The organism is Chryseobacterium sp. KACC 21268 (genome assembly GCA_028736075.1).
Classification (GTDB): Bacteria; Bacteroidota; Bacteroidia; order Flavobacteriales; family Weeksellaceae; genus Epilithonimonas.
In genome coordinates this window covers 2,357,645-2,382,444 of sequence record CP117875.1, presented here as the reverse complement: position 1 = coordinate 2,382,444, position 24,800 = coordinate 2,357,645, and the positions used below count along the sequence as shown (strand labels likewise).

General features: G+C 35.4%; 20 protein-coding genes. All 20 read right to left on the bottom strand.

Annotation, left to right across the window (positions count from 1 at the left end; all coding sequences use genetic code 11):
* Positions 1–454: 454 nt before the first annotated feature.
* Positions 455–5,656, bottom strand: a complete 5,202-nt coding sequence (locus tag PQ459_11060; GenBank protein WDF45436.1) for an SNF2-related protein — start codon at positions 5,654–5,656, stop codon at positions 455–457.
* Positions 5,653–6,333, bottom strand: coding sequence for a hypothetical protein (locus PQ459_11055; GenBank protein ID WDF45435.1), 681 nt, complete (start codon positions 6,331–6,333; stop codon positions 5,653–5,655). Before PQ459_11055 ends, PQ459_11060 begins: the two co-directional genes overlap by 4 nt.
* Before the next feature lie 79 nt (positions 6,334–6,412).
* Positions 6,413–8,437 (bottom strand): hypothetical protein, encoded by a 2,025-nt coding sequence (locus tag PQ459_11050; protein WDF45434.1) that lies wholly within the window; start codon positions 8,435–8,437, stop codon positions 6,413–6,415.
* A 15-nt stretch (positions 8,438–8,452) separates the two neighbouring features.
* Positions 8,453–9,157: a hypothetical protein gene (locus tag PQ459_11045; protein WDF45433.1), complete on the bottom strand. Its 705-nt coding sequence runs from the start codon at positions 9,155–9,157 to the stop codon at positions 8,453–8,455.
* Positions 9,147–9,989, bottom strand: coding sequence for a M23 family metallopeptidase (locus tag PQ459_11040; GenBank protein ID WDF45432.1), 843 nt, complete (start codon positions 9,987–9,989; stop codon positions 9,147–9,149). The genes PQ459_11045 and PQ459_11040 overlap by 11 nt, the downstream gene beginning before the upstream one ends.
* A 1-nt stretch (position 9,990) precedes the next feature.
* Positions 9,991–11,982, bottom strand: coding sequence for a type IV secretion system DNA-binding domain-containing protein (locus tag PQ459_11035; GenBank protein ID WDF45431.1), 1,992 nt, complete (start codon positions 11,980–11,982; stop codon positions 9,991–9,993).
* A gap of 357 nt (positions 11,983–12,339) precedes the next feature.
* Entirely contained in the window at positions 12,340–13,209 is an 870-nt protein-coding gene (locus PQ459_11030; protein ID WDF45430.1) for a DUF4138 domain-containing protein, read from the bottom strand.
* 4 nt (positions 13,210–13,213) lie between these two features.
* A complete protein-coding gene (gene traM / locus PQ459_11025) occupies positions 13,214–14,422 on the bottom strand; it encodes a conjugative transposon protein TraM (protein WDF48717.1) in 1,209 nt (402 codons plus the stop codon).
* Positions 14,418–14,771, bottom strand: a complete 354-nt coding sequence (locus PQ459_11020; protein WDF45429.1) for a hypothetical protein — start codon at positions 14,769–14,771, stop codon at positions 14,418–14,420. The genes traM and PQ459_11020 overlap by 5 nt, the downstream gene beginning before the upstream one ends.
* Position 14,772: 1 nt before the next feature.
* Positions 14,773–15,387 (bottom strand): conjugative transposon protein TraK, encoded by a 615-nt coding sequence (gene traK, locus PQ459_11015; protein WDF45428.1) that lies wholly within the window; start codon positions 15,385–15,387, stop codon positions 14,773–14,775.
* An 18-nt stretch (positions 15,388–15,405) separates the two neighbouring features.
* On the bottom strand, positions 15,406–16,641 hold the full coding sequence (locus PQ459_11010) for a hypothetical protein (GenBank protein WDF45427.1): 1,236 nt from the start codon (positions 16,639–16,641) through the stop codon (positions 15,406–15,408).
* Positions 16,642–16,643: 2 nt separating this feature from the next.
* The gene (locus PQ459_11005; GenBank protein ID WDF45426.1) at positions 16,644–17,474 is read right to left on the bottom strand and encodes a hypothetical protein; all 831 of its coding nucleotides are present in this window, start codon (positions 17,472–17,474) and stop codon (positions 16,644–16,646) included.
* A 4-nt stretch (positions 17,475–17,478) separates the two neighbouring features.
* Positions 17,479–18,147, bottom strand: coding sequence for a hypothetical protein (locus PQ459_11000; protein ID WDF45425.1), 669 nt, complete (start codon positions 18,145–18,147; stop codon positions 17,479–17,481).
* A gap of 68 nt (positions 18,148–18,215) precedes the next feature.
* Positions 18,216–18,938 (bottom strand): hypothetical protein, encoded by a 723-nt coding sequence (locus PQ459_10995; protein ID WDF45424.1) that lies wholly within the window; start codon positions 18,936–18,938, stop codon positions 18,216–18,218.
* 10 nt (positions 18,939–18,948) lie between these two features.
* Positions 18,949–19,602, bottom strand: a complete 654-nt coding sequence (locus PQ459_10990) for a hypothetical protein (protein ID WDF45423.1) — start codon at positions 19,600–19,602, stop codon at positions 18,949–18,951.
* A complete protein-coding gene (locus PQ459_10985) occupies positions 19,589–22,654 on the bottom strand; it encodes a TraG family conjugative transposon ATPase (GenBank protein WDF45422.1) in 3,066 nt (1,021 codons plus the stop codon). Before PQ459_10985 ends, PQ459_10990 begins: the two co-directional genes overlap by 14 nt.
* 11 nt (positions 22,655–22,665) lie before the next feature.
* Positions 22,666–22,992 (bottom strand): DUF4133 domain-containing protein, encoded by a 327-nt coding sequence (locus PQ459_10980; protein WDF45421.1) that lies wholly within the window; start codon positions 22,990–22,992, stop codon positions 22,666–22,668.
* Position 22,993: 1 nt separating this feature from the next.
* Entirely contained in the window at positions 22,994–23,287 is a 294-nt protein-coding gene (locus tag PQ459_10975) for a DUF4134 domain-containing protein (protein ID WDF45420.1), read from the bottom strand.
* 147 nt (positions 23,288–23,434) lie between these two features.
* A complete protein-coding gene (locus PQ459_10970; protein ID WDF45419.1) occupies positions 23,435–24,028 on the bottom strand; it encodes a hypothetical protein in 594 nt (197 codons plus the stop codon).
* A 35-nt stretch (positions 24,029–24,063) separates the two neighbouring features.
* Positions 24,064–24,747, bottom strand: a complete 684-nt coding sequence (locus tag PQ459_10965; GenBank protein WDF45418.1) for a ParA family protein — start codon at positions 24,745–24,747, stop codon at positions 24,064–24,066.
* Between the last annotated feature and the right edge of the window lie 53 nt (positions 24,748–24,800).

Below are 24,800 nucleotides of genomic sequence, written 5' to 3'. Positions count from 1 at the left end.
ATTAGTTTAAGAAATAGAATTGTCGGTAGTTTTATTCAATAAAAATCTATAATATTTTTGAATAAAACTATATGGATTTGGTGCGGGAGGCTATTCAAGAGCAATCTGGATTATTAAAAATAGATAAACACTGATTTTGGTCTAAAATGTATTTTTGGATCTAATAGTGAACGAATTGTGTTGTAACTATGTACTTATTTTAATCTTTTAAAATATTTTTAAAATAGCTGCATCTAAGGTTAGGAGAAGTGTTCTACAAGCTGATATATCATCTTTATCCAAAAAAAGATTAGAAAACAACGTGTTTTCTAATCTTTTGTAGTGGACAGCATGAACCTCATCATAGAAGTCTTTGCAAGTAAAATCTGCTCGGCAAGTAATCATTTTTGGTTAGCCCTAACTATGTTAACTAACCACAGGACAACTCAAAAATTACTAAAAACTTAGTTAACTTTTATCGCCTTTTACCTAAATATGAATTTTGATAATTTTCGCCTTCTCTCATTATATTTAAATAATTCAATAAATTATCAGGTTTTGAAGATGTAATTAAAGCTTCATTATCTAATTTGAAAATCATTTTGTTTTCGGCTGCTCGTTCTGATTTGAAGTCAGTCTTCAAATTGTTGGAATTATTCTGTTTTTCAATTTTATATTTTGCAATAAGATTCTCTTTCATTTCGGGTAGTTCTTCCAACTTTTTATCCAATTCAGAAATCTTCTCTTCAGTAGCTTTAGTTTGCTTCTCAATTTCTGCAACATTGACCCCTTTTGCGGCGAGATTGTCAATCACTTCTTGACCTTGAGCTTTATGTTGATCAATTGTCCTTTGATAAGAAGGTAACTGCGTTCTCCAGTAGTCAGAATTTACATCTTCATTTTTTGAGTATCCTTCGATCCTATTGTACGAATGTTCAGCTTTTGTAACCAATTCTTTCACTTTTACGAAATCTTCATACTTCCTTAAAACAAAAGCATTATCTGCCAGATGTTTATTTTTCTCGCTTTCAATCTTCTTTTTGATAAGTTCAATTTCAATATTAGCTCTTGTTTCAGGATTGGTGATGATTGAAGTTTTTAATTCCTGGGTACTTATGTCTGAAATATCCAAAACATCGGCTCCATTTTTCATCGCTTCCAGGTATCTTGCCTGTTTGGATTGCAGTTTTTGAAGCATAAAAACATCTATACTATCATTGGTAAGCATAAAGTTAATCCGTACATTTTCATTCCTATTTCCTTGACGCCACGCCCGCCCTTCCACCTGTCGCAAAGACGTGAAATTGTAGGGTAATGTAAGCATGTACACATCCGTAGTATTTTCCTGAAGATTCATTCCTTCCTGAATGGCTTCGCTTCCAATAACTACTTTTATTTTTCCTTCATTAAAATCATTTTGAATAGAAATTCTTTGATTTTTATTGGTAGCTCCGGTAATAAGACCAATTTCTTCAGGTTTGAAATCAATTTCTGTAATGAGATATTCTTTTAATTTTGGAAATTGAGCAACCGCCAATTCAGAATAAATAATTTGTCCGGATTTTGGAATGTCTTTTTTATTTTGATGAATTAAATCCATCGTCTGTTTAAACTTGGGAGAATTTTCTATGAATTCTTTAACGGAAGGTTCTTCTTCATTATAATACGGTGATAGATATGGTGAAATTGCAATTAATCGGGCATTAAGAATATGCGTTAGAATTGCTCCCTTTTCAGTTTCGCTGAAATTTTCATTGAGCATGTCATATTGTTCTTTTGTCAGATCATTCTGCTCAATTCTATACTCTTTGTTAATTTTATTCGGACGGATCAATTCAGGGTTATCCTCCTCTCCTTTTATATCAATGAATTCCGAAAGTAATTGCTGAAACAGCGAATTATTTTTAAATCTCCGAACATTGGCTTTAAACTTCACATCCCCTTTTGCATCAATCTCCATATCATTATCAGCTTCCATAAAGGTCTCGAAGAATGTATTGACGTTGAAATATCCCGATTCTTCTAATCTTTTATTTGCTATCAAAGAAAGAATGGAATAATATTCCAAAGGCTTGTTCGTAAAAGGTGTTGCTGAAAGTAGTGTCACATTTCTGCCATCATTTTTATCTTGAATATACTGAGCTGCCATCCAGGTATTGATTCCCAATTTGGAAGTCTGTTGGTTTTGGCTTCTAAAATCGGACGCAAATCTTCGGTCTTCTATTTTTACTTTTCCTACAATATGATTGGCATTGTGAACTTCGTCGTACGTCAAATGATCGAATCCAAAATCTTCCCAATCATAGATCTTTCCACGCTTCATTTTTCCCTCGATCTCCTTTTCTTTCTGAATTTCAATTTGGATGTCTCTTTCTGTATTGGTAACACCTTTCAGCTCGCTTGTAGAGATGTAACTGAATTTTGAAGAAAGTTTTTCAGTTACTTCTGATGAAAACCCGATATTATTGAAACCCTCATAAGTAATAATGGTAATTTCTCCGTCTTTATTATCAAATTTCGAAAGGTCATAGTCTTTCCCTAAATTCCCTAAAACATTGATTTTCGCATTGGGAATGGTTTCAAATATCGTTTCCACCCATTGTTTCAAAATGCTGTCATTTGGAACAACGATGATTGGTCTTCTCGCATTTCCTCTTTCCATTGCTTCGTGCATAGAAAGGATTCCTGATAATGTTTTACCAAAACCCACTTCGTGCGCTAAGAGCCCTACTCCTTTTGTGGTCTGTCTTCCGATTCCTGCTTTCTGAACTTCGGTCAAACGCAATTTCTGACCTTTGAAATGCAGATAGATTCTGGAAAATAATGGGAATTTAGAATAATCCGGAACGTGAATGTTATTGTAGTTTCGATTAAAGTCTTTTACAAAGCGATTTCTAATATCATCGGAAAGTTCTTCCCGAACAAACTTGTAAAACAAATCATTCGCTGCAGTTTTTCGTCTTTCACGGACTAAAGCATTTCTCTCTTTATCGCTTCCTGTAACCGTTTCATTATCTACAAAGCTTCGCACTTCCCAAGCTGAAGAACCCGCAAAGGCTTCACTTGACAAAGTGTCGACAAAATCTTTGAATCTTTCGGCAAGATTGTAATCTACGATGACTGATTCGGTACGTTTTGTAATATGATTGTATTGGTCTTTTTCTATTTGACCTAACCCAAATTTGTGTACGAACTCGTGGTTCGGACTGATATAAATTTCATCCAGTGATTTCGCTTTTGGTAGGACATTTTCTAATAATGCTTTTTGTTTTTCGTATTGGTTTTCTGTCCCTCCAACTGCATTTTTATCAGAAAAATCACGCTCCAATTGTTCCAGTTTCGCGTAAACATTTCCTTCGGTGTAATAAGAATCGTGAACCCAGTTTCCATCAATGAAGTTGGCAAATTGATAATGCTTTTCGCGATTATTTAATGTACCGTCATAATTGGTATCTCTGAACGCTTCAATTTGTTCCTTGCTAATATCAGAACTGTTTTGTAATGAAGTATTGACAATTTTATCTTGCTTGGAGAATTGATATTTTAAAACACCTTTTTTGAGTTCGGGTTTTGACTGAATTTTATACTCGTTCTGATTTTTTGTATTGTGAATAGAAATAATCCTATCACTTTTCTCAATAAGTTCTGTTAATTTTTCCTCCGAAAATGATGCTGGTTTTGTGATTAGATCTTCTCGCAGCTTTTCATACTTGCTTATTTCAATAGTGATTGTCGGAGATTTAAACTTGATGTTATTGAGTTTAGAAAGTACCAGTTCAATTTTTTCTTGAGTTTCTGTTACATTGAGTTCATTTTCATTTTGGTTTTCAATCCTCGTAGAATCTTCGATTTCTGCACTTCCTCTTTTGGGTACAGGAATTTTATTTTCACCTTTAGGTTCTTCCTCTAAAAACAAATCTTCAAACAGATTTCCGATCCACTGGGTTTCTTTCCTATTTTTATACTGTTCAATCTTAAATAAAGCTTCATCTAAATTTCCGTGAATATATTTTTCTAATCGACCGAAACGGTTGGTTTTTTCTTGGGTTTCTCCCAAAATTCTTGCTGGGTTATTATCGAAATAGTTAGAAATATCAGTAGAGATATTTTGAGTGTTTTTTCTTAGAATAATGATGTCGGTTCCGATTTGTGTTCCTGCAAAAGCGCCATTGGGTAAACGGAAACCTTCCAAAACACTAACATTTTGTAAATTCTTTTGTCGGTTGAGCCAACCTGATGGAAGAACCATCGCCAAAACGCCGTTGGGTTTCAAAGAATCTAATGACCGTTTAACAAAATAATCTTCATACTTCGAAATTTGCGGTTCTTCGCCCAATCCCTTGTAAAATCCTCGATGTTCGCCATAGGGCGGATTTCCAATTACCAAATCGTATTGCTGAGAAAAGTCCTTTTTATTTCCTTTTTCGTCAATGAATTCAGTTTCAAACGAACGAAGATTGATGTCAGCTTCGGGATGCAGAATCTTGGCAATTTTTGCGGTGGTCTCGTTGATTTCAAATCCTGCAATTTTAGAATTTACAGATAGCTCGTGAGTAGCATAGATGAAATTTCCAGTTCCAACACTTGGTTCTAAAACGGAAATTTCTTTTTGAGTTTTAAAATGGTCTTTAATTAAATTATGAACTGCATCAACAATTTTATCCTGCGTATAATATTCGTCTAAAATCCCTCTTCCTTCTTTTGCCGTTCCTCCGCTTCGGAATTGGCTGCAAATTTCTTTTAAATCATTAGTAATATGTAGGTTTTCCTTCAGATTAATTTTGTGATCACTGGAAACAAAACAAGCTGCAGAAACTACTTCCGCAACTTGTTCATTGGTCAGTTTTTGACCTTTATATTTTTCGACAAGGGTTTCTAACTCATCATTTTGAGTAATATTTTCACTTACCTCGGAAAGTCCTCCGTTGGGTCTTCTTCTATCGGATACACGTCTCCCGGATAAGATTCCGCCCAGGGAATGTTCTCTTCCCTCATTTTCTTGAGCATTTTGCGGTTGTGTTCCACCATTGGATCCTCTTCCTCGGTCTCGGTTTCGGTTTCCCAAATCGCTCCGTTCTGTGACTGCAAGTCCATTTCCAGCATTGTTGCTGCCCACTGCTTGTCTTCTTCCGTAACTTCCGTTTTGCTCGGATTGGATTTTTGAGCCAAGTTCTGCAGGGTTTTGTTCAGGTGTTCCTTTTCCCACTTGCTGAGAATCGGATGTTCTTCCGGATTCAATTGCATTGCTTTCATTTTCAGAAATTTTTGGTTCAACTAAATTAGTATTTTTATCTTGAAGCTTGAGTTTATTCTGTAGATATTCGGTCAGGTCTTGATTCCCATTTTCAGAAATTTCATACAATGGACGAACGTCTTTGATATTTTTGCCAGTAAATTCTGTAAGAATTTTCCTGGTTATTGCATTTCCCGTTCTATCCCCGGTAAGACAAAGAAACATTTTACCATCATAATTCTGGTATCTATTGAGGAACTTTTTGCTATTTGAACCTGAATTAAGGGTAATCAATGTTCTATTATTGACTTGTTTGTTCAATTGAAGAAGCTCCAAGAATGAAAGCGTATCCTTACTGTTTGTGAAAACAATAAGTTCCTTTTTATTTCCTTCAACTACAGAAATGTCATCATTTATCTCATTAAAAAAATCTTCATCTTTCACTTTTTTCTGTTTTTTATGAAATGGTTAAATTCAAAAATTTCTTTTGCTTCATTGTCCCAGTTTTTTCTTGATATTAATTGAAGCGTCACGAATATGTCCGTCTTTTTATTGTAAGAATCAATCCTTTCGAGCCTTCCGTGGTAGTCCTTTTCTGCGTGTTTGTAAATAGAGTACGGTAAAATAGTATCCGTTGGATAAATGTAAAACCGGGTGTACATCCAAGGTGAGTTGATTTCAAATCGTTTGTATTTTTTCTTAAACAAAACCGTATCACTCAGATTTTTTCTGTTTCTGTAATTGGGGATTTTTTCCTGAGAAAACAATGTTCCTCCTTTTTTCTTTTCAACCGAAAGCGGCTTTTGTTTCTTTATGATGTCTGACAGAATAATTTTGCCGGGATTTTCATTTTCAATGGTATAGCACAATGAATCTTTAATGAAATAAATCTGTTGGGTTATTTCGGGAGCATCAGCATCCGGAATCCTTTCTATAATAGAATCTCCCGAATAATTAAGGCTTGACAAATGAAAACTTTGGATTTTGTCTAGATTTTTGGAAACATCAAAATAGACATTGGAGACAACATCGATTCCTCCTTTTTCAGATTTGATTTCTTTGTGGCAGGAAGTGCTTATAAAAAGAAAAAACAAGCTGGGTAGTATTAAAAGTTTTTTCATAGATATAGGGTTTAAAAAAGCGGCAGCCAAACTAATTTGACTTACCGCTGGGAAATAAATGATTGGTTGTACGTGTTATCTATCGTTTAATACTTTGTTCTTTCACGTTATTTTTTTCGTGCTTGTTGTCTTGTTCCAAACCTTCTAAAGGCTTGTTGGTATTGATTCTGTTCATATCCTGATCGTACAGACTTAGATTTTTATACTGAGGATTCAGAACTGCTTTACCTTCTATCACTTTATCATCCAATTCAAATTTTACCTTGACGATATTTCCTTTTTCCAAAGATTTTATGATACTTTCCTTCCATTCCGGCTTATCGAAGATCAGTTTGGATTTTTCTACGATCTGAGCCGTATCAACACCATAATTTTTGTAAAAATTCTGGAAATTATAATTTCCTTTTTCAGTTTTGGGTTCGTTAAAATTCAGTTTGGCAAATGCAGGTTCTATTTTTTCTGTTTTCGGATTGTGAAATTCTATTTTTACCGTACGCCCTTCCAAAAGGTTGACTGCTTCTTTGGCAGTAAATGTATTTACCCTGTTAACAGGAAAATTGTGGGAGATAACGTCGCCATTTTCTTTAGTGAGTTTCGCATTATAAAAATTCATAAAGACACTTCCATTTTCTATCTTATTGAATTTTAACGTGAATTCCATTTCATTTCCAGGCATCGTTTTGTCGGAAGTGGTTTTAATTTCGAACTCTTTTTCGGGAGCATTAATCCCATTTTCTAAATCTTTGTGCAGTTGTTCTCCTTCTCCGAAACCAAGATATTTTAACTGAAATTTCGGATACTGAGATGGTTCATATTCGTTCTGTGTTTCCATAATGTTTGGGTTTTGATTGTTAAATTTTATATCATTCATTGTTAATATTCGAGTTTTTGGCAAACTATCTTCTTCCAGATAGATTTTTAAAATTTCACCGCTAATTAATATTTCATAGGATTCGCCATATTCCGGTTTTTCCAACAAGCCAAAAGCTAATGCGTATTTGTCATTTTTTGACAACGTATGACCATCAATAACATTTGGGATTGTGGCCATTTGTGCCTTTGTAAGAGAATAATCTCCATCTGTTGTTCCGAATTCCATTTTCTCTGAATAAGCTTTTCTTTGGTTCGCTGTGATCTGCAAGTTCTCCAGTATGAATTCGTTTTCTTTCATAAAAATCCTGTAATTGAGAATATCATTTTTTTCCTCTTCGGAAAGTTTCGGATAAAGATTATTTTGCACCGCTTTTGATTTTAAGTCGTTTTCGACATAGCTTTTGAATTCGTTCAAACTTTTTGGAGCATCATAAAATTCTCTCATACCTGTCCATTCTCGGCGACCGTACGGTAATGTATATTCCTGAGTTTGCATATCATAGCTGTAATACCTATGACCGCTTGGACTCTTCAGCGAGCCACTTCCATCATTATAATCGTTCCAGGTCCAGCCGTCCGGAAGATCAGATGCAGGGGTTAAATTTTCTTCAAAGTCTTCTTCTGAAAATAGATCATCAAATCCAAGACTATTTTCTTCCCAGTCAAAGCTTAATGTGCTTTCTATTTGATCTTTAGTCTTTTCAATAGAGGTATTTATTTCGATGGTTGATCTATCTGTTTCCATTTCATATTTTCGGAAATGATCGGCTTGCCGTTCATCAATTTCTGAAGTTGTCATTCCTAAACTTAAGTCTGTCCTTAACTCCAATTCATTTGCCCAAGAATCTGAAAGATATATTTGCTTTGCTGCTTCATTACCAATAGTCACTTCTGTAAAAGCATGGTTATCTTGTATGATTAAGATTCTACCATCGATTTTCTGTTTATCCATAAAGCGTACTACTTCAGCTAAACTTTTAAAATTAATTTTCACGGAAGTATCAGTATCCGCATTGAAGATTGTATTTACAGTGTAAGCAGAGCCTTTAACTATTTGATTTGCCGTGGATTTATAAATCTGCATAAACTTTTTCTCCCGATCAGAAAACTTCCTTTCTCCATCCCTGAAAAATTGTTCAGGCGGAGTAGTTTTCATTTCACGAACAAAATCTTTATAAGCCGTTGTTCTCGGAATTACAAGCTTCTCAAACCAAGATAATTTATCTTCCATTTTTTAGTTTTAAATTTACCTTCTAAATCTTCGTGACTTTTCTACTTCCTCTTCTTGTTCTGAGTTTTCCTCTCTCATTCTATTGGCGTCTTGATAGACATCGGGGTCATTTACATTTAGCTGAATGTCAGATTTATTCTGCTCCTGTGATTGATGCTGCTTTTTAGAAATTCCATCAACTGTTCCTATCTCTTTGGAAACGATATTCAGATCCTTAGCGATTTCTTTTGCCATTTCTGGGAACTGGTCAATTTTATCCTGTAGAAAAGATTTCAGTTTCATAAGTTCATTTTTGTAGAGGTTGGTTTCTGCTACATCTCTTTTATCTGCAATAATTGCAGTTAATTCTCTTGTGTTTTTAATGAGATCAAACTCAACCACCTTATTGGTTTCTTTGTCGAAAATGAAAGCCTTTTTTTCATAAATCAATTCTTTTTCTGATTTTGAAAGGTCTTGAATATCAGAATATTCAATTTTGTCTTTACTGTTTTTGAGAATTTCAGAAATACTTTTATCTCTTTCCAAAAAGATAACTTTCAGTTTGGTATTATTATCCGTAAGCTGAAAAGTCGCCCTGTTTATGTCGTTGTCCGCAACGATGGTATATCCTTGCAGAAATTTTTGAATATCATCCGAATTTAGCTTTTTAGAAAACGAATTGTCTGTTTCGATGATGCCATATTTCTTTAGTTCGTCTGTTGGTAAAGTGTTAGTGTTCATAATGGTTTGTTATTAAATTGTTTACTTTTGTGAGGTCGTTTAAAAAATGAGAAGGATTGATGCTTTGTCCAAATTCTTTTACCGAAAAATGCAAATGTGGTCCCGTTGAGTTTCCGGAATTGCCACTTTTGCCAATGATAAAACCAGCTTTTACTTTTTCGCCAATCCGATAATAGATCTCTGATAAGTGCATATAGGTTGTTTCAAAACGGTTGAAATGTTTTACTTTGATGAAATTTCCACCGCCTTTAGAATCCCAACCAGTTGCCGTAACAATTCCATCTATTACGGAATAGACATTTTCATAGTTGGCTTTAAGGTCGATCCCGTTGTGCATTTTTTTGCTTCCGAAAATGGGATGCGTTCTGGTTCCATAAGATGATGTTACTGTCAATTTATTTTTAAGTGGCATTACAATTTTTGAAAAATATTTTTTTGGTTCATCTACAAAATCATAAGTCGTAACTGCAGCCTGCTTCTTTGATGTTTCTCTATGATCTTCAAGCTGATTTTGTGTGAGCTGCGTTAAAGAAGTTTTGAGTTTTTCAATGTCATTTATCCCTTCATCCTTTACACTTCCATATTCTTTAATGAGTATTTTCAGGGAATCAATTTGATTTTTCAGATCTGATTTTGTGATGATGTTTAAAACCTCTTTCCACGTTTTTTTATTCTTTTTCTGGTTTACCGGTTCGTCAATGTTAGTTTTATCTGATACTTTTATATTTTCAGATTTTTTTGGTAATGTTGGTATAATCGTATTAAATTGCGCAAATGATAAGCTACTGTAAAACAGCGCCATCAAAGTAAATTTGTATTTTAGTTTTTTCATTTTATGCAGCTTTTATATTTTCATTCACAATGAGTTCAACTTCTTTATTGATTTTTCTAAAATTGGTCATCAACACCTCTTCTTTGCGATTAACCCCCTTTTTATCTACAAAAGAGTAATATGACGGCATTTTCACATAGTTTTTTTCTTCTTCTTGAATCGCTTTCATATCTAAATTAATTTTACCATTCACTGCGGACGTTTTATATTCTTGCACATCATTTTCTTCTCCTTGCGCTATCATCCCAACCATCTCTCCTGTTTTCAAGGCTGCGATTTTTCCTGCAGGAATCATATTGTCCATTTTTTCATTAATGCTAGTGGTTGTTCCTTGTTGGGAAATAGATTGCGAGTATGATTTCTGTTTAATTTTCCCAAATAGTTTCTCTAACCAATCCAATGTATTTTTGTCTCTGGCAGAACCGGAAAGAATATTTCCAACAATGGCAGAAATCGTATCAGCAACTTCCTTTTTGTAAAATTGTCGAAGTTGTGGAAGCTCCTGAAGGCCTAATAAAACAGCAACTCTGTTGCTTCTCGCAGTGGCTACAATGTTGTCAATTTTATGAATATAAATTGTAGGAAATTCGTCTGCAATAATTCCTCCCGGCAAATTGTGTTTGGAATTGATCAATCTTAAAGTCCTGTTTAATACCGAAGAATACAATGCAGAATTAATATCCTGTGTTCCCGGGTCTGATGCCAGAATAATAATAGAAGGATTATCTCTGTCGGTTATCTTCAATTCCACTTCATCTCCTGAAAACACCCAAAAACTTTCTTTGGTTGCCAATCGGGAAAGGAAAATTTTGAGTGTTCCGATTTGTCCTTCCAATTGGTCAAATGCTTTGTTGTCATAGGCCGTCTTGAAAGGTGACAGCAAAGAGAAAATTTCTTCATTGGTAAAAAGAGTATCGAAAATTTCTTTATAGCTTCTGTTCATAAAAGAAAGAATATGAGGCAAATCAGAATATTTTCCATTTTCGAATGTTGCAAAAAAATAAATACAGGATGAAAGGAAATTAATCGCAGATTGGGTAAAGAAAGCTTCGGAACCACCTCCTGAACTCGAACCTCCTTTCTGTAAAGATGAAACCATCGATTCTGCCATTTCCTGAGCTTCTGCCAAAGTTTGGATGTACTTTTTATGAAACGGATTGACTCTTTTTGATTTTTCAACCTCGTTGAGATTAATGACGTGGAAATTGTAATCGTATTCTGCCTCCTTACTTTTTTTCAACAAATAATGGTAGTATGCAATCTGTGCTAAATCAGGAAATTTAAAATCGTAGATGCAGAGACAGAAACCTTTGGCGATCAATTGTCTTATGGCAGGATTGATGACACCAAACGACTTTCCAGAACCTGGTGTTCCGATGACCATTGTTCCTCTAAAAGGATTGATGTTCATCCAGCCTTTATTGCTCTTGTTTTTGTAACGGAATAAATATGGAATGTTGATTGTGACGTCCGACGTTACCAGTTCTTGATTTTGGTCAAAAGATTCTTCCTCCACGTTCCATCGGTCTTTTCCCATTTTTTGCTGCATCAGTTTAGAAATACTGTCTGCACCCATTTGGAGAATAACTGACCCTAAAAAAGAAAGAATAGCATAGATTACCTGATAGAGATTAAATCCGGGAAATACTTTTGGAAGCTGTGCATTTCCTGCCTCATTTTGCCAGACTAATGAAGAAAAAATCATCAGCAATCCCGCAATCATAGGAACGACAATTTCTGTTGCGATATTTAAGTCTTTCTTTTTCTTGGCTTTTGTTCCGACAGCTACCAATCCAATAAGAATCAATGTCGCAAATTTGGCATTGATAGGTGGGTAGATAAAGCTCAGCTTTGAAAAATTTTTCAGCAAGTTGGACACTACCGGAACATCAGCATTCAGATAAAAAAGCGAAGCACAGTCTAATGCAACCACAGCGTACACTGCTTTTTGCAGAAAGCCATAGATCTTTATTTGATGTTGTTGTTCTTGCATTAAGAATAATATTGATTAAGTAATTCGTGTTCTTCTAATAGATTGCTATGCAGCTTTTGTTGCGCTTCCTGTAATGTTTTTTGCTGTTCCTGTATTCCAGTAAGATTAGCATTCAACAGATTCAATTGAGCAATTAATTCATTTCCTCTTTTTTCGACACTCTCGATAATGTATGAGTGACCTGGCTATTCAGATATTTTATCACACCAATCTTTAAGGTTTAACACCCTTTTATAGGCAATAATAAATTCTTTTCGTTTTTTATAAATAATAATTATAGCAACAGAATGGTAGGTAAATAGTAATATCACCAGTGCAAAACACAGCATAACTGTAAAATTTTCCATAGTCTTAATATTAAAAGGTATCTGCTTTCAGAATATCTGAATAGATGACTTTCATTTCTATGGTGCGCCCCGAGAGCTGTTCTTCAATCAAGCGAATCATCATCACTTTACTGTTTGGGTAAGTGAATTTTTTGAAAACATAAATATTCCTGAAATTTTTTCTGAAGTGTTTCTGCGGATTGAGCTGTAAAATGGGTGTTAGATCTACACTTTGGTTATTGGTGGCTTTGTGTATTTTTTTGTCTTCCAAGGAGAATTTCAAATCCTCAATATCATAGCTCAGATTAGAATTATTCTTGATGGTCATATCTAAAAAAATATAATCACTCATCACATAGACATTATTGAGCTGGAAGCTGAGTTTTAGATTTTTTTCTTCTCTAATCGGATTTTTTTCAGATTTTTTTCGAATAATATCCATTGCAAATTTTCTCAACTCAAGATTAGAGAACACCATTTTATCAAATTCTACAGGCTGCATCGCTTCGGGCTGTATATGAATATTGGTAATCGTATTGAGGTTATCCTGATTTCGATAAACAACTTTGTACTGTGCAATGAAAGATTGTGCGACAACGGTAATGATCCCAATAGTATTTCCATTAAAAAAAACGGAAGGTATATTGATTTTTCCTTTCTCGTCAGAATCAGGATGGTCTGTGATCTTTATTCTGGCAATGTTTGTAGCAGGCAAATCTCCAGTCAGTTTTTCTGTTGACAAATCCACGTACTGAATGGGTTCCGGCGAAATGATGTGCAGGTTGATGCCTTCGGTAATTTCAATCTCAGGTAAATCGGAAACAATCTGTTCTTTGGTTGCAGTTTGAGCCGTGAAAAATTGAGCTGTGAATATTAAAAGGGTGTATAATAAAGTTCTCATTGTTTTATTTTTTTTGTTGGTTTTGTGAATCTTTCAATTGTTTTTCGTCGATCAAAAAGACATATGAGTTGTATTTCAGTTTTGCTTTATTTTCTTTGATCAGATTGGCGATGGATTTAGACGTCGAAGTAAAAAGGCTGCTTCCAATACTTGAAAAAAATCCTTTTCCGCCCATATCCATCTGTATTCCTTGAACTGAGTTGCTACCCATTTCCCGCATCATATCTCTAAAAACACTTTGTGGAACGTACAATCCTTTCATCCCGTCAACATCGTAAATGGATAGATTGACCGGATAGATCTCTCCTTTTGTAAAGACCGAAACAATATTGAGATTGACTCTTTGCATTGAAAATCCCGAAATTTGACCATATAGTATAGAACCTTTGCCAATCTTTTTGTTTCCAACAAAGATGTCTTCCAACAAGCGGAACCTGATCCTGCTTCCTAAAAATCCTTTGTTGTTTTCGTCAATGACCGCTTTGATAAAACTATTTTCCTTTTCCTTATAGAAAGCATTAAAACCGCTGTTGATTCCGGATTTGCTCACATTGAAAGTTGAATTGAGAAAATCGTTCATCTTATCCTTATTTGATTTCAATCTCTGTTCTGCTGCGAGTTTATTTTGGTATTCAGGATCACGGGATTTTTCTAATGAATCCATTACCAGCATCTGCTCTTTCAGATATTTTACAGGATCTGGTTGGGCGGACTGAGGTTTTTCTTTTTGTGTATCAGAGTATTTGTTATTTTCATTTCCATAAGATTTTTCATTTAGCATTTTGATGATCTCTGAAGACCTTTTATAATCTTTATCATCTCCTTGCTGTTGATTGGGATTGTAATATGAAGATTGATCTCCTTTTGCCTGATATCTATTCTGTCTTCCGCTGACCGCTTTTAATGAATCTATTTTTCTTTTTTGGTCTAATGATAATTGATCATCATAGCTTAGTAAACTGTCTGATTCCTTATCCAAACCTCCAAGCATTGTTCGGTTATCCTCTTTTTTAAAGAATTCATCGTAAGCATCGTTTTTGGTCATAATAGAATCCTGCGTTTCGCCTAATGAAAGAGACAGTTCTTTGGGCTTATCCTTTGCAGAAGCATCTTCCTTCATAAACTGCGCTCCCACGTAGCCGAAAAGAAAAAGAAACGGCAAAGCCAAAAGTGGCAAAACGTATTTCTTATCTTTAAAATTGATCTTTTTAATGTCCATTTTTTAAATTTTGGTATTGGTTAAACAGGTAGTCGATTCGTAAGCTGTCTTCTTTTTGTAAAGAATTTTGGTCTCTTTTTACTTTTAAAGTCTTGAGTTCATTCACTATTTTTTCCATTTCTTTATCATTGTTGATGGGCAAATTTTGACTCGTCTTATTGTTTGAATAAAGAACCGGAGGTCTTATTTTAAATGCCGTTTCGGAAGGAAAAAAAACACCTTGAATAATTGATCCTATAAAGGAAACTGACAGTAAAATCATTGCACAAGTGAAGAATTTCTTCGGATTTTGAACCGCCCATAGTATCCATTTCTGACCCTTTTGTTTTAATGTCGTATTCATTTTAGTAAGAATTTTTGTTTTGATTGGATAGTTCTTCGTTATTGATGATTCGCCAGTTTTTAAGAATCACACCGTGAGGATTATTGGGACTTCTGATGATGTCTTCAAAGAAACCTTCGGTTATGAGCATTCTGGTAATGACAGAGGATTTTCTTGTGATCATTTGTTTCCCGAAAAAAGAGAATTTCTTTTGTTCCATATTGAGTGCAATTGAATCGGTATGGATACTGACCATTGAACTGGAGGCGATGATCTGATTGTAAAAACCTTTTTCCTTTAAATTGGTATATTCTTTTTTCCCGCTGTCATCAATGAGATATAATGACTTTTGAATATTATCCTTAATATAGGTATCATCTGGAGCGAGTGTGAAAAACAGTCTGTGGAAAAGTTCTATCTGCGCTTTGTATTCAACAGGTCGGTTGAGAAGTACGTCCGTTTGCTTGGCAAGAACCGGAACCCCATTATCTAAAATGTAAATGGATCTTCTGGAATCCTCGATCATTCTGTACGCAAAGAAAAACCCTGCAATGACAATGAAAACAGCAAAAACAATGGTTGAGATTGAAAAAACCTTGTTGATTTTAATTCTTTGTTCTATGTTTTTAATAAGCATTTATGGTAATTTTTGAGATTATTTTCCGTTTTTCATCGCTTCCTTAACTCTTCCCGAAGCTGAGCCTGCTGCTGCACTCGCTGCGACAGAAGCACCTCCTGTTTTAGCCGCCAATATTGCTGTTTTGGCACTGCTTGCTATTTTTCCCGCTGCATTTTTCATTTTGGTCATTGATCCTGCTCCTCCCGCAGAAACAATACTGTCTGCAATAGTTGGAGTCATTAAAACTCCAATTCCTGTGACCACATAGGCAACACACGTAAACAGCTGATTGTAGATCATTCCGGAATTTGAAACGTATACCATCAAAGCGTCTAAGTTGGTAATGGTTCCGTTGGATAAAAGCGTATTGTATCTTTCAATCTCCATTGTATAACCCGAAGCGATCAGTTGCTGACCGATGTTGATGATGGTGTAGGCAACAAAAGTGTAGAGATTGATATTGATAAACTTTGATACCCAGCTGTATAAAGAATTTTCAAATCCGGGAATCAAAGCCATCCCTACGGCTATGGGTCCTAAAATGATGAGTATATACGCCCATATTTTTTGAATGAAGAAAATAAGATACACGCAGATGCGAAGAATGGACAAGCAGACAAATTCAATGAGTTCCGCTACTAATTTTTGCATTTGGAATTCCATTCGTATTGACCATTCTTTGATAGGCTGAATCAATTTATCCAATCCCTCACTGATATCAAACCACGAATCATCGGCATCTTCAGTGGTATTTTCAATAACTTCCTGTTTGGCATCTTCTTCCGCTTTCAGTTTGATGACGGCATCGAGTAATTGTTGCTGCTTCTTAAATCTTTCGACCCTTAAGTCGTTAACTTCTGATTCTATCTCGCTGAAAATTGAAATCCCTGGTTCGGCAATGGCCTCAAATGGTGCTTGAATCATACTGACAAATCCGCTCCAGTAAACAAGGGTAAATCCTATGAGAATGGGTTTCAGCATTGGGGTAATTTCCCATTCTCTATCTCCGGCTGCCATTTGCCAACCCATGTACCCGAGGTACATCAGAGCGCCTAAACCGCCTATTGCTTTTCCTACCAAAGCGGAACCTTGCGCACTGTCCTGTACGCTGTTATCCAGCTTTGTAAAAACCTCCATAAACCATTTCTCAAAAGCACCGTCACCTTTTAAAAATTGGAGTAGATTGCTATAATCGGCATCTGTTTGGGCAAATCCCATAACAGGCAAAAGAATTGCTAATAAGCAAAAAGTTAATGTTATCGTTTTATTCATTTTTAAAATCGGTGTTTATAATGATTCATCATATTTTGAACAATTTGCTGGTCTGATGCCGGTGTCCACGCAGGTGGCAAAGTATAATTTGAATGGTTCTTTAAAATGTTTTTATAATCTGTAAGGAGTGTTGTCTTGTTGTTGTAATCTCTTAACTCCCGTACAAATTTTCTCCACTTGATAAGGGTTTCGTGATACATAATGAATCGTTTTCCTCTTGGCATATCCATACTTCTGGACATTGAATATTTTTCTTTGATGAGATCCAGTTCTTCCTGAAGTCTTCTTATTATTCCTGTGGTATTGAGCGTTTCAAACGTTTGCTGGTCTTTCAGCCGCCACTCCATAAAATTTTGAGGCGTATCGGGGAATTCAGTAATAGGTTTTAGCATTCGTTTGTAATAAAGCAGCCAAAGTGGATCGGCATCTACTGTTGCTGAAGTCCAATGGGCAAAATCCTGAACACTTCTTTTATGAATGGTATCTGAAGCTGCCTTTATTTTTTTTGCTTCTTCCTCCTGAAATTTTAATTGAGCGAATCTCTGATTTTGTACTCCTGTAGATTTTAATGGTCGAATGTCTTCGCCGTCTTTATAATCCCTGTTTATTTTTGGAGACCATAACCCCCAAACCGTTGCGTAAGCAAAATTGGTTTGAACTCCTAAAAAGTATTTTGGGTAAGGTCTCCAATCTCCCCAATCTTGAAAGACCATTCTTTTATGCTGGGCAACAATGGAAGGGTCATTTAATCTCTTGACGCTGACCTGTCCAAACACAGTGGCTGTAAAAAAGAGCAACTGAAATAGACTGATTTTTTTTAGTAGATTTTCCATAATTTTAATTAAAGATGTGATTGTATTTAGTGATGATGTCGCCAACAATGGCTTTGTCTATATTGATGTAGTTGCGGAGAACAGGAACTTGATACAGGTAAGGAATTTTCTTGGCATTCTCTAATCGCAGATTGATGTATAAAATATTCCCATTGATATTTCTGACACGGGTAAAGATCTTTTCAATAAGCATTTCCCTATCCATTGCATCCATCAGAAAGTCTTTGTCTTCATTGAGAATGTCCTGGGTAACTTCCTGCTGAAGCTTCATCGTCTGCTTGCCTATTTCAACATAATATTTTGAAATGAGTACCGAATATTCAGGATGCTGTGCGGATAGATCCAGCATTTTATTGGAGTTCGTCACTATTTTACCCAAATATTGATAGAGGTAGATAAGTTTTTTACTCTGGGTAAGCGCCGAATTCACATTTTTCAGTTGTTGATAGATGTATTCCTGAATCGCTATGATCTGCGTGATTTTATTATTGATATCATCATACAATTCTTTTTGCTTTTCATAGGAATCCAGAAAAGTTTGCTCACTTCCTAATCGAACACCGTGGTTTACGGTGATCTGTGATAAAAGTTTGTCATTGATAACTATCTGCTGGCTTTTTACGGATGCAACAGTGAAGAATAAAACTCCAAGAAGAATTGCTTTTTTGCTCATATCTTTATTATTTTATCATTAAGCAATTTGTGAAATACATTGGCTCCGCCGAATCTTCGATTTCATTTCTAAAAAGACTTGATGTTATTCATTATGCTTTCAACCACTTGCTTGTCTCTGTTGACATAATACTGAAAGGCTCTTTTATTTCGTTTTACTTTGGCTTTTATATCCCGTATTTTCAAAAGCATATGCGTAGAATTCCTGCTCAATGTTTTCACTTCGCCTAAAGCATAACCCAATAGTACTTTGCGTTCCGATTTCTCCATTTGATTGATGGCTCCATAAGACAAAATAATTCCGGTTACGAGTCTGGTCACCATTTGCAGATCATCCACAAACTGAACCTGAGAAGGCAAAACGGCTATAATGGAATAAGGAGCATCATTTATTTCATTGATAATAGCAGTCTGATCGTTTGTTATTTTTGTTATTTCCCTGCTCATTGCTATTCCTGTCGGTATTGCCTGGATGGCAAATGAAACTATCCTCAATCGATCCTGAATTTTGGTAATCTTGTCTTTGAAGTTGTTCCATTGGGTTCTATTGGCGGTTTCCACTGTCGCATTCAGCGTTTGCTTTTCCCGCATCTCTTTTTGCCTGTCGTGTTCTTTCATTGTGGCATTGATCTCCAAATCCATCATCGGAAATGATACATTTTCCTGTTGCCAAGCTGGTGTGGAACCGCCACCGGAAGAAGTTAAAACGACGTAGATTGCAGTAAATAGCAAACTTAAAAACAACTTATTTTTGCCTCCATAAAGTCGGCGAATCTCGTTCCTCGATTTCATCTTTTTGGTTTTAAAAATTCCTTTTATACCGATCCATAATATCCTCAACAATCGCTTTGTCTGTATTGATGTAGCCTGCAAATGGATTGATGGAATTCCAGAATCCCAATCGGTTTGCTTTCTCCAATCTTAATTTGATGGCCAAAAGCCACAACTTCAGATTTTTGACATTACCGGAAATATTATGAAGGATTTTGTAGCGGTCTCCTGCAGTAGCCAGATTCAACTCTCCGGATGCGAGGATGTCAGAAACATCTGTCACTATTTTCAGGCTTTGCTCGTAGGTTTTTTGGGAAGCTTTCACCCCAAAAATTGCGTATTGCGGATGTGCTGATGCTAATTGTCCTACTTGTGCTGAGTAATTGTAACACTTATTGAGTTCCGAGTAGATCTCCTGCACCTGAATACCATTTTGCAGTGTCCCGGAAACTTCTTTTAAGCCCTTCAGAATTTTATTCTGAATATCGTTAGCTGCAACCATCTGGGTTCCGACCCACGTCTGGGCATCTTTTAGTTTTGAAGTTTCTTCGATGACCTCATTCTGTTTGGCTTTTAGATTTTCAGAATATAGAATCATTGCTGCCGTTACCGTAGGATCGATGTAGGTGTTTTGAGCACACAATAAACTTCCAAATCCTAAAAATAGAATGCTAAACTTTTTCATATTGTTTTTTATTTATTAATTCTGAAAAACTGATATTTCGGTCTTCTAATTCCTGTGAGATGGTCTTGAAGACATTCTTCCCTTTAAGTTCTTTTTTCATCATTCCGTAAAAGGAATTGATTTTTTGATCCAGTGGATTTTGATATAAATTCACGAGCGATACAAGATTTTCGAGACTGTCTCCGAAGATTTTCAAATCATCAACTATTTTGCGCAATGCTTCATCATAATTGCCATATCGATGTACATAATACTCAACAGCAGACTTTTCAGGTTTTTCTGTTGTGTAGGTCAGATACTGCTCCAAAGAAACCTCGTTTCCGTACACCTCTCCTTTGGAACCTCTTTTCAGATAAAATTCTTTAAAACGACTTCTTCCGAATTTATTATTGAGATTATTAATGGTAAAAATCTTGTTTTGCTCTACTTTATTGAGTGAAAGCAATGAAGCGATCTTATCAAAGTTGTCTTTGAACTTTGTCTGGTCAAGCAGTATAAACGTGTCCGAATTATTGATGATGGAATCTTTTACCACCGCATTTCCAATAATGTCATCGAGTTCCTGAGTGACTACTACTGCTTCTCCCCAAAATTTCCTTACGGTTTTATACAAGTAAAGAATGTAGCCTCCCATCAGTTTACTTGCGATTGCCTTCCACGCTTCTTCGATGATGAGTGCTTTTCTGCGGTCTTTTCTGAGTCTCATTTTCTGAATAAAAGTGTCCATAATAATGAGCGTGACAATCGGAAAGAGTTTGGGATTGTCCTTTACATTATCAATTTCAAAAACGATCAATGATTCGTCAAAAAGCGTATTGTCTGCACTTTCATTTAATGTTGTTCCATACCTTCCGCCTTTGTAAAAATCTTTCAGCACAAATAAAAAGGTGCGCAGATTAAATTCCTTTTCTATAATATTGTGTTTCTTATTATTCAGGTAAATGGGGAGAAATTGATCGCAGTAATCATAAAATCCATTGAACGAAAGTTCTGTTACAACTAGCTTTTCTTCTAATTCTTTAATTTTTCTGATGATAGCTTTTCTAAAAGATTCATTCCACTGCTCAGATGATCTGGTCTGCTTGATGATGTCATTCGACTTAATTAAGATCAACTGCGTTTCATTGTATATTTTCCTTCTTTCTTCATCGTTCAGCGTATCATACGCTTCATAGACTTTATAAAAATTCTCACTTTCATATTCCGGATTGTTGATGTTTTTATCAGGATGATAAAATTTTAATAATTTTCTTCCGGCTTCCTTGATTTCATTAGAACTGGCATCGAATGTAATCCCCAAAATGTCATAATAGTTTTGATGTCCTTTGGCTTCATTCTCATATTCTGTGAATAGATCCTCTTCTTGAATGTTATATTTATTGAGATATAAAATAAGTTCTTCCGAAGTTTTATTTTGATACCATTCTTGTCCTGAGTTAAAATACTGATGATAATACGACATCAATACATTGTCTAATATGGACTTTTGTGCTGATGACATTGAAGAGTCAGGACCTTGCCAAATCAGGAAGATCAGGTTGGTTAAAAATTCGATTTTTTCGATATTGAACTCTTTCTTATCCATTAGAAAAGGATTCATAGTAATCGGTTTTTCTTCGGTGTACTGAATGTATCTTCCTCCTTTGTATTTACAAGTTCCTGAATAAGAATCTCCTGTATCAACAATGACTACATCATAATTGTAGGTCAGATATTGCTCGATGATATTATTCATTAAAAAACTCTTGCCTGACCCACTGGGTCCTAAAACAAACTTATTCCTGTTGTTTATTCTTCCTGTTTTCATCGGTAAATCCGAAGGATCTACTTTTAGCGGAACGCCCTGTCTGTCTGTAAATCTCAGGTAGAAATTGGATTCTTCATTGACCGGGTAACTTTCTTTAAAAAAAAAACACAAGGCCGCTTCGCTTGTCGTCATAAATAGATCGTATTCCCTAAGTTCTGTTCCATTGCCCGGAATGGCTGATCGCCAGAGTTCTAACTGGTTGTAGGCATTTTTAGAAACAATAATTCCTTTCGTGAAAAGCTTGTTTTCAATCATCGACTGAATATTTTCCATTTTCTCCAATGTGTGTGCTGAAAAAAGGATGGAAAAATGAGCATTGACGACGAGCTGTCCATCGGTTGCAATGTTATGAAGCAGGGTCTGAATTTCATCTGCTATAATCGCGTTGGACGGAGAATTGTTCGCCGCGCCTTCATGTTTTTTCTTTTTTTTATCAAGCTCCCTTTGCTGTTGTGCCTGAAGGGGAATGGTAATGATCTGATTGTAGACAATGGTCTCGTAGTCTTCCAGTTCATTGATGAAACTAAAATTGTCAACCGCCGTCTCAGCTGCAGCTCCGTTACCTCCTAAAACTGAGTAAGGCTCAATTTCTGAAGGCAGATCAATGTTTTCTACGTCAACATAGGCAATGTTTTTCACAATCCTATTTCCGATCTGCAAAAATTCGTTGGTGCTTTTTATATTATCAAAAGTTGGAGTTTCTGTAAACTGCATCGACAGAACTCCCGAAATGTAGTAATCAAAATCTTTCTCAAATAAAAACTCAGGTTCACAATTATTCTGTTTCAAAAGCATCAATACTTTCTGGCACTTATCCCGTAGTTCCTTATAACTTTTATCCGAAAAATGATAATGCTTAGTTTTCTTTTTCAGTTTGTCATCGATAATATCCGTGAAGAATAGCACGGTTTCGATGGTTTTAAAAAGCCTGCCCTCAAAATGTTCTGAATATTTTTGCTGTAGAAACTGATTGGACTGTTCTGCGGTGTATCTTTTTTTAGAAAAAATGTCGAGCTTCTGGACAATTCTTCCTTCACCAATAATCGAGACTACCTGATTTAAGACCGTATGAAAATGGAGGTACGTATCCGGATCTGCTGAATACTGCTCTACAATATTTTTTATCCTAATACCAATAATAGGATTTCCATACTGTCCGAAAAGAACATCGAAATCCCAATTGAAATCTTTTGCATAATCATACCCGATAAAAGGGATGTTAAATGCTTGTTTTTCCTTTTTCATATTGAACTTATTTATTTTTTATTCGTCATATTTAACCTTTCGGTTTCATCATTCTTTAAAAGTCTTTTGTTGGTTAATTTTTTTGGAAAGATCAAGATCTGATCGAAATTTTTAGTTTTATCATATAGCCCATATTTGTCCTGTCTTTTGAAGATCAGATAAACACCTCCTGCGGTTATTGCGAGTCCGAATAAAGAACCTAGTAATCCAAACTTCGATAATACCAGCGCCAAAATGACTCCTGTGCCAATGACACCCACTGCGTAAAAAATGTATTTCCCTTTCAGTCCGAAAAACACAAGGGGTTTTTTGAGCCCCTTGTATAAATAGAATCCCATCTTAGGCAAAAAATGCGGTTACGAATTCCGGAACTACCAGCAGGAAGATCATTGCTCCTCCATAACCAAGGATCTCTTTGTTGACATCCTGGTCGCCATTCGTCCATTTGTTATACACTCTCAAACCTCCAATGAAACCAACCAATCCACCAACTGCTTTCAGGATTAGTTTGATAGGATCCCAATAATCCTTAATGTCGTTGGCGGCGTTCGAGATCGCTGTTGCACCGCCTTGTGCAAATGCAGGTGTTAGTGCCATCACTACAAAAGCGAGGGTTAAAATTTTTTTCATCATTTGGTGTTTTTTGAATTTTTGATTCATAATAAGTGTTCTTTTAGAAGGTTAATTAATTGGTTTATTTTTGGTTTTTGGGCATAGAATACCCTGCATCGTATTTTTAACACGTTGTTTATTAGTGAGTTATATTATTTGGAATAAAGGCTACATTGTGGAATGGTAAACTTTGTGTCCGTCATAGTTGGCAACCATTTGAACCAAGGTTTCAGAAAGATTGAGCATCTTCTTCCATTCTTTTATTCTGGAATTTTCTGTGGCTTTGTCTATAATAATTGGGCTTTGGGTAATCACATCGTAAGGTTTTTGGATTTCCTGTTCTTTTGATATTTTTTCTTTTTGGTTAGGATACGTTTCACTTGATTCAGAATTTTCAGAATTTTGTAGGTTTTCCTTTTCGATGGAATCCTTTTTTGGTGCATTATCCAATTCATCTAAATCTTGTTCAGATTCAAATCGTTCCCTCAAATACTCCAGATCCTGTCTTTGTTCCGTTTCTTCGCTTGGAATAGGAGTTAATTCTTTTCTGTTGAATGATTTTGGAGTTATGATATTTTCAACATCTTCAATCCCAATAGTTGCAGTAAGGGCTTCGTACTGCTCGGAGATGGCGGACAAAGAAAATTCCTCAGTCTCTTCTTTGTAAATTGCTTTTTCTTTCTTGAGAAACAGATCGTACAAGATGTTACCTGCATAATACATCAGGTAAACCGCCAGTATGCTAAGTGAAATTTTAATCATTTTTTATGTTTTATTTAGTGGATATTTTTCGGTGTCTAATCTTTGGCTTTTTCCTTCTTTTTCAGAATTTCTATTTTGATCTTTGAGTTTTCATTGATATGCTTTAAAAGTTCATCGAGTGTATTTTCTACGGCATATTTTTGCTTGCCAGCCAGGTTTCTGGTATTAATAGTTTGCAGGATGTTTCTCTTGAATACTGGACTTGGCAGCAGCATTCCATATTTTGCCAGCTCAATGTCCATTGCTTCCTGATTTAGGTATTTGTATCCTTTATCATATTTGGAACGGATAAATATTCTTTCGGCCTCGCTTTCCAATAATCCCAGCATATTGATAAAAACCAACGTTGATTTTACAGATACATCGGAATATTCAAATGGGATCACGATAAAATCGCTGTATATCAATAAGTCGCTGTATTTAGCATCAAGTGTTCCTGCCAGATCAAAGAGATTGATCTCCTCGCTTTCTTTCAGATCAATAAGAGTATCAAAGTCCGAAAAAGGCTGCCCATCATCTTCACCAATAATCTCAACATCGTACAATTTTGGAATTTCCAACACTTCATCTTCTTTCCATTTGTAGTAAAAGGATTTCTGATAATCGAAATCAAACACATTGATTTTTATTTCGGAATTAGTGGAAATATAATTGGCTAAAGCAATCGCCAATGTTGTTTTTCCGGTTCCTCCTTTTTGGGTGGCAAAAGTGATGATCATTGGTTGGTTAATGGTTTTTGTTTGATAATTATTAGCTGTAAATTTTTATCGGA